The sequence below is a fragment of the Epilithonimonas mollis genome (assembly GCF_900142325.1).
Classification (GTDB): Bacteria; Bacteroidota; Bacteroidia; order Flavobacteriales; family Weeksellaceae; genus Epilithonimonas; species Epilithonimonas mollis.
On sequence record NZ_FRAM01000002.1, the window covers coordinates 588,442 to 604,341 of the forward strand.

A 15,900-nucleotide genomic window follows, 5' to 3' on the forward strand; every position below is an offset into this window, starting at 1 on the left:
CAATCAGAATTACCTCTTTAAACTGTCGATTTGATTTTATGCTTTGGGTCTCAGTTGCCTTGATATAATAATAAGTGCTGCGATTCCCAAACCAGTGATGAGTAAGTTTTTAGATTTCTTAGTCGGAGAGAGCATTGTTTCACCATAGATTTTCATTGGATTTTTAGAGGGCGTCAGGATGTTCCCGTCGGTATCGGTTTCTCTGTCTTCCTTCATCAGTAACCGCAAAGCTGCAGAAGTGGTGTTGATAAGCGGTTTGGGGATCAGGCTGTACATCCCCTTCATCATAAGAGCAGAAAAATCTGTGAATTTGCTTTTTTGTGGATTTTTTGCCATCTCTACCATTGCTGCGGCTAATTTCTTAGGATCAGAAGCTGTTGGTGGAATTTTAAAATCAAGACCGGAGTATTTTGCCGAATGCATATTACCCGTCGATTTCTGAATGCTGGGATATAACCCGCAAATATGAATATCAGGTTCATCGGAAACTTCGCCCTGCAGACATTCGACCATGCCGCGGATACCGTATTTGGAAGCGGAATAAGCTGTTCCGTAAGGTGCGGGCATCCATCCTCCAATCGAAATGTTATTAATTAATACGCCATGTTTTTGTTTTTTGAAAACCGGCAAAATGCTTCTCGCGCCATGCAGATAGCCTATAAGGTTGGTTTTGATCACCTGGTCAATCACTTCTATCGGGGTTTCTTCATACCTTCCGGTTGCCATCACGCCGGCATTGTTGACCCAGAAATCTATTGTTCCGTTGATTTTCAGAGCTTCTTGTGTTAAATATTCAACATCTTTAAAATCTGAAACATCAGTCGGAACGCCTATAGCAGTTGCTCCCAGGTTCTGGCAGATTTCAACAGCTTTTTCCAATGCTTCTTTTCCTCGGGCAGCTAGAACAATATTGCAGCCTTCTGTGGCAAATGCTTCGGCGGCAGCCAGTCCAACACCGCTGGATGCACCCGTGATAACGACAGTTTTATGAGTAAGAGGGGTTGATTTCATAATATTTTTGTTTAGAATCCAATGCAGTTCAAAGAATATACCATTGGTTTATTTTTTAGATTTCCCTGAAGTGTATGAAATATTAGAAATATTAGTTTATATGCTTAATGATTAACGGCTGTTTGTGCTCTTATAAAACAGGATTCATATAAAAAAAACCACTGTTTAAAGTGGTTTTTGTTATATGAATTGAAGTAAATGAATGAATTACTCCTTAATGAATTTCGTTGACGATGAATTTCCATTTTTATCAATCATCTGCAAAATATAGTTGCCTTTCGGTAATCCGGACAAATTGAGCTGCGGATTTTTAACTGCACTTTTCTGGGAATAAACTTTTTGACCGGCAAAATTGTAAACGTGCAATTCTGCCAGATCATTGGCTGACTGTACATACAGCTGATCTTTTACCGGGTTAGGGTAAACAGATGCTTCACCATTAATCTCAACTGTTTTTACACCTAATGTCCCTTCGGAACTGATTTTTACATAAGAAAAATTCCCCTGGTTTACAGAAACCCCACTTGCCCAGCAGGCTGTAAAAAGAGTGCCATATCCAGCCGTGCTGGTTCCTACCGCATCGTTTGATGTTGTAGTACCGTTGCTGCCTGTATGGCGTATTTCTATAACAAGATTAGTACCTGCCGTATAAGTATAAGGCGTGGTAAAGTTTATATTAAAGGTAAAGCTACCAGAGTTTGAGACTGCATTGGCGGGAACTAAAAGACTGCCGGTGCGCACCTGGGTCTGTGTTCCTACTACATTGGCAGCAAAATTCAGCTGTCGGCTGGCAGGCTCTACACCATTACTCAAATAGATCTGGTAGTCAGGAAATGTAGTATCTGCAGCCGGCCAGGCTACAACAGCTGTGGTTGGAAGCCTGAGGGAGATAGAGGTAAGAGATTGCCCGGCCAAAGCTGTAAGCTGAGAATCATCAATGATCATCTGATAAGTCCTGGTAGAATTGGCAAATGGTCCGGTAAATGCACCTGTTACTGCCAGGTTTGGAACGGTTAAAGAGGTCTGAGCCTTGATTTTGGAAGGCAGTAACATCATACTTGCTGTAATGATACTAAACGCAATTGTGCGGTAAGAATACCGTGTTAATTGAATTTTAGATACTTGGGATTTAGAAAAAGATAGTTTTGTATCCATAACATGATTTTTTTTAGTTATCGGAAAGATACAAAAAAGAATTCTATAACATATTTTTATTTATTAAATTATATTCATATTAATATTTATTTATTAATGTGGATTTGTCTGAGATATTAGGATTATACAAAATTTTATTCATTGAGATAAATGATTTTTAATTGATTAAGGTTTTTATAGTTGTAAAGACTGATTTTTAATTTATTCATAATAGCGCCAATATAGAGAATCGACGGAGGAAGGATATAGGAACCTTAGAGCGATAACAGGGTTATAAGGGAATTAAGTTTTCAGTCATAATGTGATATTATTATTGATTTGACATAAACTTGGCAAACGTTTTGTTAGTTACCTCTCACACGATCTCACTTTATAAATCCCGCTAGATATGGAAGCCACAGAACTTAGACTCAATAATCTGTTAATGTACGAAGACGCTATTGTACCAATTATCGGAATGGAAAATAATCATGAAAGTATCCTTGTGAAAATCGATACACATACTGCCATTGATTATAGAAAATTAAAACCGATTGCGCTGACTGCAGAATGGTTTTCTAAATTGGGCTTCAAAGAAGCTTACAGGTCCCACAACAGGGTCAGATTTGATCTTCCAAACTATTGCAGGTATGATTTTGACATGGACTCTAATAAGATACTGGAAGGATTTTTATTTTTCGGCAATTATATCAAATGTAATTATCTCCACCAGCTCCAGAACATCTATTTTACACTCACTGGTGAGGAATTGAAAATCGAGTACGAAATACCACATGCCCAAACCACTCTATCATAAATATTATCTGAAACCTGACCTTATTGAGTCGGGTTTTTTATTTTCCGGATCGATGACAATTCTAATGTTTTATTACACCGGATCTTAGCTTAAAATTCTTACTTTTGTTTAAAATTATTTAGAATTGAAAACCCATTTCATTGCTGTTGGCGGATCTGCGATGCATAATCTTGCCATCGCTCTCAAGGATAAAGGCTACCAGGTTACTGGCTCCGATGATGCTATTTTTGAACCTTCAAGATCCCGGTTGGAAAAAAAAGGGATTCTTCCCGCCGAGTTAGGCTGGTTTCCGGGAAAACTGACACCGGATATCGATGCAGTCATTCTAGGGATGCACGCTCATGCAGATAATCCTGAACTCGCCAAAGCAAAAGAATTAGGCCTGAAAATCTATTCGTACCCGGAGTTTCTTTACGAACAGTCCAAAGAAAAAACCAGAGTGGTGATCGGTGGTTCCCATGGTAAAACCACAATCACATCGATGATTCTTCATGTCCTGAACTTCCATCAGAAAGACATCGATTATATGGTCGGTGCACAACTGGAAGGTTTTGACTGTATGGTGAAAATTACGAAGGATAATGATTTTATGATTCTCGAAGGTGACGAATATCTGTCTTCGCCAATTGATTTGCGTTCCAAATTTTTGCTTTATCAGCCAAACATTGCTTTAGTTTCCGGAATTGCCTGGGATCATATCAATGTTTTCAAAACTTTTGATGATTATGTAGAGCAGTTCAGAAAATTTGTTGCGAGTATTACACCAGGCGGCGTTTTGGTTTATAATGAAGAAGATGCTGAGGTTGTAAAAGTGGTTTTAAGTGCTGAAAATTATTTCAGAAAAATCCCCTACAAAACGCCAGAATATGAAATTGTTGATGGAATTGTAAACTTAAAAACCGATATGGGAGACATTCCGTTATCTGTTTTTGGCAAGCACAATTTGCTGAACATGGAGGGCGCAAGATTCGTCTGTTCTCAGTTAGGAATTATGGAAGAAGAGTTTTATGAAGCGATAATGAGTTTCAAAGGTGCTTCGAAACGTCTTGAAAAAGTGCAAAGACCAGATGACGGTTTACTTTATAAAGATTTCGCGCACGCTCCCAGCAAAGTGAAAGCAACAGTTTCCGCTTTTGCAGAACAATTTGAAAATACAGAAACGTTTGGTTTCCTGGAATTGCATACTTATTCCAGCCTGAATCCGGTTTTCCTCGAACAATACGACCACGCCATGGACGGTCTGGATAATGCCGTTGTTTTCTATTCCGAAGATGCCTTGAAAATCAAAAGAATGGAACCGATTTCTCCGGAACTGATCAAGGAAAAATTCAAAAATGAGAATCTGAAAGTATTTACCAATGCGAAAGATTTGCATCAATATTGGGAAACTCTTGACAAGTCAAAAGGTGCTTTTGTGATGATGAGTTCCGGTAATTTCGGCGGTTTAGATCTGACCAGATAGAAATGACAACGCTTCCCAAAAAAATATTATCGAGACAAAAAGAAATCACCAATGATTTTCTGAAGATCGTTGATGAGAACCTCGCCGATGTTTTATCCGGAAAATCCGAGACTATCTATGAAATCCGCGATGTTGCGGAACGGATGCACATCCATCCGCGCCATCTGAGCAACACGATCAAACTGGTAACAGGCAGTTCACCTTGTTCTTTTTTTGAGGACAAAATTCTTGATATTGCCAAGCAGCATCTTGAAGATAATAAAATCAGCATTGCGGAAATTGCTAAAATGCTGACTTACGACCCTTCTAATTTCACCAAATTCTTCAAGCGTTTTGCTGGCATGACTCCGAAACAATACCGCGAAAACCATCTGGAAAATTCTGAATCAGTCACCATTTAAACTGATACTGTCACCATTTTTTTTGTTGGTTTAGTTCTAACTTTGTGCTATAAAATTAAACATTATGTCACAAAGTAAAATAGCGCTGGTTACCGGTGGAAGCCGTGGTTTAGGGAAAAATATGGCAATTGCGCTTGCCGGAAAAGGAATCGACGTTGTGCTGACTTATAACAGCAACAAAGTTGAAGCAGATAAAGTAGTTGCCGAAATCCAATCACTGGGACAAGAGGCATTTGCACTGCAATTAGATGCAGGAAACATAAAATCTTTTGACGGGTTTTTAGAAAAAGTTACGTCTCATTTAAAAGAAAAAACAGGAAATACCAACTTTGATTTTCTAATCAATAATGCCGGGACAGCTTTATATTCATCATTTGCCGATACAACGGAGGATCAGTTTGATACTGCCATCAATATCCATTACAAAGGTGTTTTCTTTTTGACACAAAAAGCTTTACCTTTTCTAAATGATGGAGGCAGAATCATCAATATCTCATCCGGATTAGCACGGTTTTCTTTCCCGGGTTCTTCTGCATATGGCTCCATGAAAGGTGCTGTGGAAGTTCTGACTAGATATCTGGCGAAAGAATTAGGTTTCCGTGGCATTTCTGCTAATGTTGTAGCTCCGGGCGCTATTGAAACCGATTTTGGAGGCGGACAGACAAGAGATAATAAGGAAATCAATGACCGTATCTCTGGACTAACGGCTTTGGGAAGAGTCGGTTTGCCGGACGATATTGGTGGTGTCGTCGCTTTTCTTTGTTCCGAAGATGCAAAATGGATTAATGGACAAAGAATCGAAGTTGCCGGAGGAATATTTCTCTAAGCCATTAAATTTTAAATTTATAAAACCTTCCGGATTAATTTCAGAAGGTTTTCTTTTATCATTTTTAAGATACCCAACTGAGAGAGTTTATTATTGATTTTAATATCTTATTATCAATCAAACCTTCCTGATAAAATAAAACTTTGAAATTGGAATCAACTAAAACCAAGGTTGGATAAACTGGTTTATTTTTCCTCGAAAATTCCAAAGCTAATCCGTGAATCCCAGAATTTCCGTTCGAAATATATTGGTAAGTTTTGCCAAAGAATTCAATATTATCCTTTGATTTTTCCGTATCAAAAATAACAAAGTGAACTTTCTCATTTAGCATTTTTTTTAATTCAGAATCTTTATCAATCTGATGCATCTGAATTTTACAAACCGAACACCAGCTTGTTTTCATATAAATCAAAATCGGTTTTTCAGATTTTTCTGGCAAATTTTGAAATGAGAAAGTTTTCAATTCCTGAGAATTGAGAATTCCAAAAGTCATAAATAATATGAATATAAATTGTCTCATTTTAAACTTTTTTAACACTAAAGTCACAAAGAATTATTTCCTATTAGATATTCAAATGTCCAAATAATTGTTTAAAAAATTTGATTACAAATATTCTCTTTTGCGATTTTTGTAGTTTAAATCTATCTAATCTGATATCTCATCCCAATAAAACTCCGGATGCCCTGCATCGGCGCATAACCATAAGTTGTATCGAAAGTATAACCAAAAGGATTATTCACCACATTATCTACGTTGTTGTCAAACGGATCAAACGGTCTCAAAACTGGATTTTTCGGAACAAAATTCAGTAAGTTTCTGATTCCTCCATAAATTTCAAAACCACTATCAAACTTTTTGCTCAGCTGGATATTCATCAACGTAAACCATGGTGAATACTCTGGCCGGAAATCATTCGGAACTGTCGGTAACCGCATCGGTCCATAATATTGTCCCGTCAAATCTAAAGAGAATTGATTCTTAAATTGATAAGTCAAAGTATAAGTTCCGCTCCATTTTGGCGCGTGCAGCTGTCGTGTTTTTTTGTCGTCGTTCACAGCATAGACATCCATATAAGTCATGCCAAGCATTATTTGAAAAGGTAAAGTCCAATTCGTGCTCACATCAGCAGAAATCCCTCTTGAAATAGCATGTCCCGCTAAGTTGTTGTAAATAATTTTATCAGGCTCCGAGTCAAAATCGCCGATGATTTTGTTGTTGAAGTAAGAATAAAAACCATTGACATCAACGTTGATAAAATAATTATTGACAGGGATTTTCATAAGATAACTGAAGTTCGTATTTAAAGATTTTTCCGGTTTCAAATCTTCTTGGATGACCACTTCGCGCGAGCCAGTCAAAGCCGCATGGTCTTCCGTAAAAAGATTCACAACACGGAAACCTGTGCCGAAACTCAATCTCAAAGTGTTATAAGGGTTGGGTTCAAATTTCCATGCCAACCTCGGTGAATGTACCGATTTATGAACCTTGTGATAATCATATCGGTAGCCGATAAGTAAAGTGTTTTTGTTGCTGATTTCCCATTCATCTTCCAAGTAAACCCCGGCAATCGGGGATTTCATTGGCTGATTTTCTCCTGATGAATTTGCTGTTCCCGGCGTGTTGTCATCATAAAAATTAGATTTATAACTGATTCCCGATTTCAAATTATGTTTCCCAAATTGCTTTTCCCCATTTAGTTGAAGGAACAACACTTTCTGTGTCGCCATATAAGGCGTGTTGCCGTAGAAGGAATTCTGGTTGTGGTAATTGTAAGAATATTGGAGCAATAATTTTTCTTTCACCGGTAATTGATAAATCCCAAATAACTCCAGTCGGTTCGTGTAGATGCTTTCTCCGTAAACATCATCCGAACCTCTGTTTTCCTTTTTCCACTGTATTTCTCCACCGAAACGGTCTTCGTAAAAATAGCGCAAAGCAAAACTCGCCAGCCGGTTTTCATTTCTTTTGAAATTCCATTTGTTGAAAACTGAGATTCTGTGTTGTAAAGCGGTGTCTGTAAAATTGTCTTTATTCTGGTCGATTTTGTTCCCGTAGTAAAAATAATTTAAGCTCAGTAAACCTGATAATTGTTTACTATTAATCACTTTTTTCGCAATATCCAGATTGACTTCGCCTTGATTTCCCGTCATCACATCGACTGAAAATTTTGGAGCTTGCAAGGCATTTTTTGTGATAATATTAATGACTCCGCCCATTGCTTCTGACCCGAAAATGGATGAAGCCGGCCCTTTTGTAATCTCGATTCTGTCAACCAGGCTATTCGGTATTCCGCTCAAACCGTAAACTGTTGAAAGCGAACTCACAATGGGCATTCCGTCAATCAGAATCATCGTGTATGCACCCTCCAATCCATTGATGTGGATGTCACCTGTGTTGCAGACCGAGCAATTGAGCTGAGGTTTCACACCATTTACCATTGCAATCGATTCAAAAATATTGGGTGTAGGATTTTTTCGGAAAAATTGTTGTGAGTAAACATCTGTCGAAATCGGATTGTTCAATTTTTTTACAGAGAACTGAGTAATAGTGACTTCATCGATATTATTTTGACTTTTGGTCGAATCGGCAATACCGGTTTTTAAAGAATCATTTTTAAAAGTATTCGTCTGGGCAAAAGTAAATGCTGATAAAAAGATAAAAGAATAAAGAAGTGATTTCATTTAAAACAAAAATGTTAGACAAAGCTAACAATTTTATTTTTAAATGAAAACTTAAATTTATTAAAAAAATATGGCTTAAAAATATTCTTAAAAATGTTACATTTGAAAAAAGCCAAATCTAATAAAATGAGATACGTTCAATTAGGAAAAATACCTCAGAAAAGACACACGATTTTCAAATCGGAAGACGACCGGTTCTATTATGAACAACTCTTTGGTACAGAAGGTTTTCACGGTATTGCATCATTGCTGTATCACAAGCATCGCCCGACACAGATCAGATCAATCGGTCAGGTTAAGGACGTGACACCAAAAATTGCAGTGGAAAAAAATGTAACGCCAAGAATGATAAAAGGCGCAAAAGTTACCGCTGAAGATGATTTTTTGGAAAGCCGGAAAGTCCTGATGCTTAACAACGATCTCAAAATGGGTTTGGCAAAACCAAGAGAATCCACCGATTATTTCTATAAAAATGCAGAATGTGACGAGTTGCTTTTCGTTCATGAAGGAAAAGGAATTCTGAAAACTATGCTCGGTAATATTGATTTCTCGGTGGGCGATTACCTGATTATTCCTCGAGGAACTATTTATCAGCTGGAATTGGAATCAGAACAGAATGTTTTCTTTTTCATAGAAGCGCATTCGCCGATTTATACGCCAAAACGTTACCGGAATGAGTTTGGGCAATTGCTGGAACATTCGCCGTTTTGTGAACGGGATATTATTCCGCCGACATTCGTAGAACCAAAAAATGAAAAAGGCGATTTTCTAATTAAGGTCAAAAAAGAAAATCAAATTACGGATTTTGTTTATGCCACGCATCCATTTGATGTGGTTGGTTGGGACGGTTATTTTTATCCGTATAAATTCAATATTAAAAATTTTGAACCGATTACCGGAAGAGTTCATCAACCACCTCCAGTTCATCAGAACTTTGAAGCCCATAATTTTGTGGTTTGTTCATTTGTGGCAAGAATGTACGATTATCACCCGCAAGCGATTCCTGCGCCTTATAATCACTCCAATATTGATTCGGATGAGGTTTTATTTTACACAGAAGGCGATTTTATGAGCAGAAATCATGTGGATCTGATGGATTTTTCACTTCATCCCGGTGGTGTTGTTCATGGTCCGCATCCCGGTGCAATGGAAAGAAGCATCGGTAAAAAATCTACTGACGAATATGCGGTGATGGTTGATCCTTTCCGGCCTTTGAAACTGACGGAAGAAGCAATAAAAGTGGAAGATCCGGGTTATAAAACGAGTTGGTTGGAATAATTATAAAATCAAAAGCTAATGAAATGTTAGCTTTTTTATCTCATCCATCCTTCTACGATGTAATTTTTCTCAATTAATTTTTGTTCAGGTCTACCATCTGGTTTAAAATAAACTGAAATCTTAGAACCATAAAATTTCCCCCAATCTCCTTCATAAATTGTGAACACTTTATGGAATAATTGTAGGTTGTCTTTTGGTTCTATTTCTATCGAACTTTTATCCTTTATTCGTTGTTCAGATAATGGGATATTATGTGTGATCTCAGATGCTTTCAAATATAGTTTCCCTTTTTCTGTCGGTTTGTACCAGAAATAGTATTCGTAAATCCCAGGTTGAGAGTCATTTTTAATTTCTAAAGCATTTTGTTTTCGGACAATAAGTGTGTCAATTTTGTTCTTTGGCTTTTCGAATTTAATATTTTTTGGAATTTCTAAATTATCTGCAAAAAAGTCATTAGGATAAAACATTAAAAAAGTCATCAGATAAAACATCGTGATTCCAAAAATAACAAGTTGTAAAAGGCTGTAATACCATCTGGATTTGAAAAGAATGTAAACTGAAGAAATTAATATGATGATGATTGGAAAATATATCAACCATTCAAGAATTTCGACAGTTAATTTGTCAGCGTATAATAATCCGGTTAAGTAGATTCCGTAAATTATTAAATACAAAACAGTTGGTTTCCACCAAGTTTTTAGAAAGCTATCCATCATCATTTTAACGCCCTGCAAAAGGACTTTCGAAAATCCCAACCGCCAATTCCGCCCAAACTAAAAGCAATAACACAACAATCCCAGTAACCAGAATCAGTCTTGGTTTTAAAGTTTTAAATTTTTTCAATACAAAATCGATTGTAAAAACTGTCGCAAATAATAGAATTCCCATGATCAGAAAATCGGAAAAAGTCCATTTAACTTCTCTGGTAAACTGCATCGCAATTAACGGAATACTTAATGTTAATAACGGAATCGAATAGAGTAAGATACTTCTTTGGTTCTGATTTATCATAATTTTAAAATTTAATTATTATAAAGAACTTTGAATTACAAAGTAAATAATTTTATTTGGTATCATGAAAATAAATTTCTAAAAAAAACGAAAACTTTAATTCAAATTCTTAAATATGATTTTTCCCCAAACTGACAACGCTCATTTTTTTGTTTATCTTTAGGAGATAAATTTGTCAAAAATATCAATCGTTATGATTAATTACGTTACTACAGAAGAAGCAGTTTCAATCATCAAAAGCGGTGACAGGATTTTCGGGCACGGTAGTGCTTGTACACCCAATATTCTATACGATGAGCTGGCAAAACAATCTTCAAGACTCAGCAACGTGGAGATGGTTTCCATCACACAGCAAGGGAATGTGGAAATTGCTAAACCTCAATATAAAGACAGTTTTTTCGTCAATTCATTATTTACTTCCACACCGGTTCGTGAAGCGGTGAATGGAGAAAATGGCGACTATGTTCCAATTTTTTTAAGCGAGATTCCAGTGCTTTTCAGAAACGGTATTTTGCCAATTGATGTTGCATTGATTACGGTTTCTCCGCCGGATGAACACGGATATTGTACGCTTGGAACATCTGTGGATGTCGCAAGAAGTGCCATCGATACAGCAAAAACTATCATCGCTGTTGTAAATCCAAAAATGCCTAGAACGCATGGCGACGGAATGATCCACATCAACAGAATCGAAAAAATGGTTTGGAATGAGAATGAGCTTCTTACTATAGATTACGGATCCAAAGTTGGTGCAGAAGAAATGCTTATCGGTAAACACGTTGCAGAATTAATTGATGACAAAGCGACTTTACAAATGGGAATCGGAACTATTCCGGATGCCGTTTTGAAATGTCTCGGAAATCATAAAGATCTTGGTGTTCATACGGAAATGCTAAGTGATGGTGTAATCGATCTGATAATGAACGACGTTGTAAATAACAAATACAAAGGCACGCATATCAACAGAACGATCACCAGCTTTTGCTTCGGAACCAGAAGACTGTATGACTTTGTGGATGACAATCCATCGATCGCATTTATGGATGTTCAGCATGTTAATTTCCCGATTAATATTATGAAAAATAAGAAAATGCACGCTATCAATTCTGCAATTGAAATCGATATTACAGGTCAGGTTTGCGCAGATTCTATAGGGACCTATCAGTTCAGCGGCATTGGCGGACAAATGGATTTTATGCGAGGCGCAGCTTTGAGCGATGGTGGAAAACCGATTATGGCTTTATCTTCCAGAACCAAAAAAGGTGTTCCCAGAATTGTTCCTTTCCTGAAGCAAGGTGCTGGAGTTGTTACCACAAGAGGTCATATTCATTATGTTGTTACAGAGTTTGGAACAGCATATCTCTACGGAAAAAACCTACGTCAGAGAGCTAAGGCACTGATTGAAATCTCACATCCGGATGATAGAGAAATGCTTGAAAGAGCTGCTCATGAACGTTTCAAATAACTTACTATTCCGGAATTTTAACATTTTTTTTAAAATTAATCAGTATTTAGATTGTCAATATTAAAATTTTTAAAACTTTTTAACGATTTAAAATTTCAATTTTTGTCCTATTTATCGTACTTTTGAGATAGATGTTGAAAAAAAATTTGAATTGAAATCTATTTATAACTTAATAAAAGAAGAAATAAAATTAAATCCAATCGTTCAGAATTCTTTATTAGGGAAGTCAAATCCTTGGAAAAGAAGTCATTATGTTATTCTTGCGGAAATCATCAAGAATGAACTTTCCAAGAAGGAAGAACTGCGGAGTGAGAGGAAATTTGAGTTGGGAACGAGCATCTCACATATAACGCTGCAACGTTTTTTTGAGAATGATTACGATTATAAAACCCACAATGACCTGCGTTTTCTGAAAACACTGGATAAGATCTGCATTTTTTTAGGATTTAAAGATCTGAATTCTTTCATCACACATGTAAAAGCAAAAGATAATAAAGCAGATCCGGAAAGGATTTTTTCTGAAGATCTGGTTTACAGATATTGCGAAGCCAATTTTGAATTTTTCAAAATGTTTCCGATACAGAAGCTCGATGTTTTTGATGGCCTTATTTTTTCGGAAGCACCTTTCCGGGAAAGAATAAAGAATTACAGCTCAGAACTTTGTGATAAAAGGATCAAATTATTCACTACAAATAATCGGTCTAATTTTGAGATTTTTGATTTGGATATCATTTCCGAAGAAACGGATAAGATTGTCATAAAAACACAGGAGTTCTGGAATCTTGTTTTTATTGTGGAACATTCTGATGAAGAGTATATCGTTAATGAACTTAACACTCAGATTTATTTCCTCAGAAAAATAGACAGCGTTTGGAAAATCTGGGATAATTACAATCCAAACTCCGGTTTACTTAATCATCTGATAGAAAAAAAGCCGTAACAACGGCTCATTCATCAATCTTGCATTTATGTTTTTAGAATCATAGAATTTTCTGTGGCAAAGATAACGTGTTAATTTCAGAGAAATCAAAATTAACTATACTTAACCATACTTATTATTTTATTTTTAAAAATAGGTGTGATTTGGTGAATTGATATGAAAAATAAACATTTTCTTTTTTTATATTTCTAGTATTATGGTGTTTTATATATGAATGTAATATTTTTCATTGCGCAATCGATTGCATGCAATGCATAACACTTCTTTATGATGATATTGCTAAATAATACAAATTCATTGTTTAACACTAATCGACAATAAACTAACAAATGTTAGTTTATTTTGGAAAAAGTCTTATCTTGGCATCAATGAATTAATAAAGTAAAAAGTAAAATGTCAACACTCACTTTTGCCGAAAAAATCGCACAAGCAGAGAATTTTCTCCCGATCAACGGAACCGATTTTATAGAATTTTATGTAGGTAATGCCAAACAGGCTGCTCATTTTTACAAAACAGCATTTGGTTTTCAATCCGTAGCTTATGCAGGTCCGGAAACCGGCGTGCGGGACAGGGCTTCATATGTTCTTCAGCAGGGAAAAATCAGATTGGTTCTGACATCTGGGCTGAAGTCTGATTCTCCAATTTGTGAACATCAGAGAAAACATGGAGATGGAGTCAAGATTCTTGCGCTTTGGGTTGATGATGCATACAAAGCTTTTGAAGAAACCACAAAACGGGGCGGAAAACCGTACATGGAACCGACAACGCTGACAGATGAATCCGGAGTAGTGAGAATGTCAGGAATTTACACGTACGGCGAAACAGTTCACATGTTTGTTGAGCGCAAAAATTATAAAGGACTTTTCATGCCGGGTTACGAAAAGTGGGAGAGTAATTATAATCCGTCCGATGTAGGACTTTTATATGTGGACCATTGTGTTGGAAATGTTGGCTGGGACAGGATGATACCAACAGTAGAATGGTATGAAAAAGTAATGGGCTTTGTCAATATCCTTTCGTTTGACGACAAACAAATTAATACAGAATATTCTGCGTTGATGTCGAAAGTGATGTCCAATGGAAACGGTTTCGCGAAATTTCCTATCAATGAGCCGGCCGAAGGCAAGAAAAAATCGCAAGTTGAGGAATATCTCGATTTTTATGAAGGCGAAGGCGTTCAGCATATCGCAGTCGCGACCAAAGATATTGTAAAAACAGTTACTGAGCTGAAAAGCAGAGGTGTCGAGTTTTTATCAGCACCGCCGGAAGCGTATTATGATATGATTCCTGAACGGGTCGGTACTATTGATGAAGATATCAGAAAACTGCAGGATCTGGGAATTCTGGTGGATTGTGATGAAGAAGGATATCTGCTCCAGATTTTTACAAAACCTGTCGAAGACAGACCAACTTTGTTTTACGAAATCATTGAAAGACACGGCGCACAGAGTTTCGGAGCCGGTAATTTCAAAGCGCTTTTTGAAGCCCTTGAAAGAGAGCAGGAAAAACGCGGAAACCTCTAACCAAATTTTATTTTCTTATATTTTTACAAATTGAAGCATTAGATTTTTTAATGCTTTAATTTTTTACAGACTTCAAATTTAAATCTATTACAATGAAATCATTCATAGAATATCCTTCAGACTCAGATTTTTCGATTTACAATATTCCTTTTGGCGTTTGTGTTTTCAACAGAGAATATATCGCGTGTGCTACAAGAATCGGCGACATCGTCATAGATTTGGCTACATTATTCGACCTTGGTTACTTTGATGAAATCAAAGGGCTGGAAGAAAATGTGTTCGAAGCCTACACAATTAATGAGTTTATAGAACTAGGAAAACCGGTTACGAATCAGGTAAGATTAAAAATTCAGGAATTATTGCTGGAAAATTCTTTGTTGTCAAAGGACGAGAGAGCCCTGGAAGAATGTTTCTATAATCTGGATGAGATCCAGATGATGATGCCTTTGCACATCCCGAATTATACCGATTTTTACAGCAGCATACAGCACGCAACAAATGTCGGAATGATGTTCCGTGACCCAGCAAATGCGTTATTGCCAAACTGGAAACACTTGCCTGTAGGTTATCATGGACGTGCTTCATCGATTGTTTTATCAGGAATCGATATCCACAGACCTTGCGGACAAATCAAGCCGGTTGATTCGGATAAACCAGTTTTCAGTGTTACAAAACAATTGGATTTCGAATTGGAAATGGCTTTTGTTGTGAATAAAAATACAGATTTGGGAGAAAGGATTTCTGTTACAGAAGCGGAAGATGCAATTTTCGGCATGATGATTTTCAACGATTGGTCTGCAAGAGATATCCAAAGTTGGGAATATGTTCCGCTGGGACCATTTTTAGGAAAAAATTTCGGTTCATCTATTTCGCCCTGGATCGTGACTTTAGAAGCTTTGAATCCGTTCAAAACCGAATCTCCAAAACAGGAGCCGGAAGTTTTGGAATATCTGAAATCCGGAGGTGATAAAAATTATGATATCAATCTTCAGGTTTATCTGAAGCCGGAAAATTCTGATGACAATCTGATTTCTGAGAGCAACTACAAATTCATGTACTGGAATATGTTCCAGCAATTGGCGCATCATACAATTGGTGGCTGTAATGTGGAAGTTGGTGATGTGTATGCGAGCGGAACAATTTCCGGAGAAAACGAAAAATCTTATGGTTCCATGTTGGAGCTGACCTGGAGAGGAACAAAACCTTTGCAGTTAAAAAACGGAATCGAGAGAAAATTCTTAGAGGACGGTGACACCGTTACGATGAAAGCATGGTCAGAAAAAGACGGAATGCGTGTGGGTTTCGGGGAAGTTTCCGGCAAGATTTTACCTCCAATCCCATTTAATTGA

The 15,900-nt window shown here is 36.9% G+C and carries 15 protein-coding genes; 9 read left to right on the forward strand and 6 right to left on the reverse strand.

Features of this window, described 5'->3' with window-relative positions:
* Positions 1-36 precede the first annotated feature (36 nt).
* Both BUA97_RS10210 and BUA97_RS10215 read right to left on the reverse strand, forming a co-directional pair.
* Complete coding sequence (locus tag BUA97_RS10210; RefSeq protein WP_072997733.1) at positions 37-1,011, reverse strand: SDR family oxidoreductase; 975 nt, start codon at positions 1,009-1,011, stop codon at positions 37-39.
* A 207-nt stretch (positions 1,012-1,218) separates the two neighbouring features.
* Positions 1,219-2,166: a T9SS type A sorting domain-containing protein gene (locus BUA97_RS10215; protein WP_072997734.1), complete on the reverse strand. Its 948-nt coding sequence runs from the start codon at positions 2,164-2,166 to the stop codon at positions 1,219-1,221.
* A gap of 388 nt (positions 2,167-2,554) precedes the next feature.
* Between BUA97_RS10215 and BUA97_RS10220 the strand changes: the two genes are divergently transcribed.
* From BUA97_RS10220 to BUA97_RS10235, 4 genes are all read left to right on the forward strand, one after another.
* Complete coding sequence (locus BUA97_RS10220; protein ID WP_072997735.1) at positions 2,555-2,962, forward strand: hypothetical protein; 408 nt, start codon at positions 2,555-2,557, stop codon at positions 2,960-2,962.
* A 124-nt stretch (positions 2,963-3,086) separates the two neighbouring features.
* Positions 3,087-4,424: a UDP-N-acetylmuramate--L-alanine ligase gene (locus tag BUA97_RS10225; protein ID WP_072997736.1), complete on the forward strand. Its 1,338-nt coding sequence runs from the start codon at positions 3,087-3,089 to the stop codon at positions 4,422-4,424.
* A gap of 2 nt (positions 4,425-4,426) precedes the next feature.
* On the forward strand, positions 4,427-4,825 hold the full coding sequence (locus BUA97_RS10230; RefSeq protein WP_072997737.1) for a helix-turn-helix domain-containing protein: 399 nt from the start codon (positions 4,427-4,429) through the stop codon (positions 4,823-4,825).
* A 64-nt stretch (positions 4,826-4,889) separates the two neighbouring features.
* Positions 4,890-5,651: an SDR family NAD(P)-dependent oxidoreductase gene (locus BUA97_RS10235; protein ID WP_175546194.1), complete on the forward strand. Its 762-nt coding sequence runs from the start codon at positions 4,890-4,892 to the stop codon at positions 5,649-5,651.
* A 64-nt stretch (positions 5,652-5,715) separates the two neighbouring features.
* Here the strand turns inward: BUA97_RS10235 and BUA97_RS10240 are convergent, their stop codons facing one another.
* A complete protein-coding gene (locus BUA97_RS10240; RefSeq protein ID WP_084081306.1) occupies positions 5,716-6,171 on the reverse strand; it encodes a thioredoxin fold domain-containing protein in 456 nt (151 codons plus the stop codon).
* 122 nt (positions 6,172-6,293) lie between these two features.
* Entirely contained in the window at positions 6,294-8,333 is a 2,040-nt protein-coding gene (locus tag BUA97_RS10245; protein ID WP_072997740.1) for a TonB-dependent receptor plug domain-containing protein, read from the reverse strand.
* A 126-nt stretch (positions 8,334-8,459) separates the two neighbouring features.
* Between BUA97_RS10245 and BUA97_RS10250 the strand changes: the two genes are divergently transcribed.
* The gene (locus tag BUA97_RS10250; protein WP_072998582.1) at positions 8,460-9,611 is read left to right on the forward strand and encodes a homogentisate 1,2-dioxygenase; all 1,152 of its coding nucleotides are present in this window, start codon (positions 8,460-8,462) and stop codon (positions 9,609-9,611) included.
* A gap of 35 nt (positions 9,612-9,646) precedes the next feature.
* Here the strand turns inward: BUA97_RS10250 and BUA97_RS10255 are convergent, their stop codons facing one another.
* Entirely contained in the window at positions 9,647-10,327 is a 681-nt protein-coding gene (locus tag BUA97_RS10255; protein ID WP_139258298.1) for a hypothetical protein, read from the reverse strand.
* A gap of 4 nt (positions 10,328-10,331) precedes the next feature.
* Positions 10,332-10,622 (reverse strand): hypothetical protein, encoded by a 291-nt coding sequence (locus tag BUA97_RS10260; RefSeq protein ID WP_072997742.1) that lies wholly within the window; start codon positions 10,620-10,622, stop codon positions 10,332-10,334.
* A gap of 193 nt (positions 10,623-10,815) precedes the next feature.
* On the opposite strand from BUA97_RS10260, the gene BUA97_RS10265 reads away from it, so the two are divergent.
* The 4 genes from BUA97_RS10265 to fahA all read left to right on the forward strand — a co-directional run bounded on the left by BUA97_RS10265 (position 10,816) and on the right by fahA (position 15,900).
* A complete protein-coding gene (locus tag BUA97_RS10265; protein WP_072997743.1) occupies positions 10,816-12,087 on the forward strand; it encodes an acetyl-CoA hydrolase/transferase family protein in 1,272 nt (423 codons plus the stop codon).
* A 151-nt stretch (positions 12,088-12,238) separates the two neighbouring features.
* On the forward strand, positions 12,239-13,027 hold the full coding sequence (locus BUA97_RS10270) for a hypothetical protein (protein ID WP_072997744.1): 789 nt from the start codon (positions 12,239-12,241) through the stop codon (positions 13,025-13,027).
* Positions 13,028-13,420: 393 nt separating this feature from the next.
* Positions 13,421-14,551, forward strand: coding sequence for a 4-hydroxyphenylpyruvate dioxygenase (hppD, locus tag BUA97_RS10275; protein WP_072997745.1), 1,131 nt, complete (start codon positions 13,421-13,423; stop codon positions 14,549-14,551).
* Positions 14,552-14,643: 92 nt separating this feature from the next.
* Positions 14,644-15,900, forward strand: a complete 1,257-nt coding sequence (fahA, locus tag BUA97_RS10280; protein WP_072997746.1) for a fumarylacetoacetase — start codon at positions 14,644-14,646, stop codon at positions 15,898-15,900.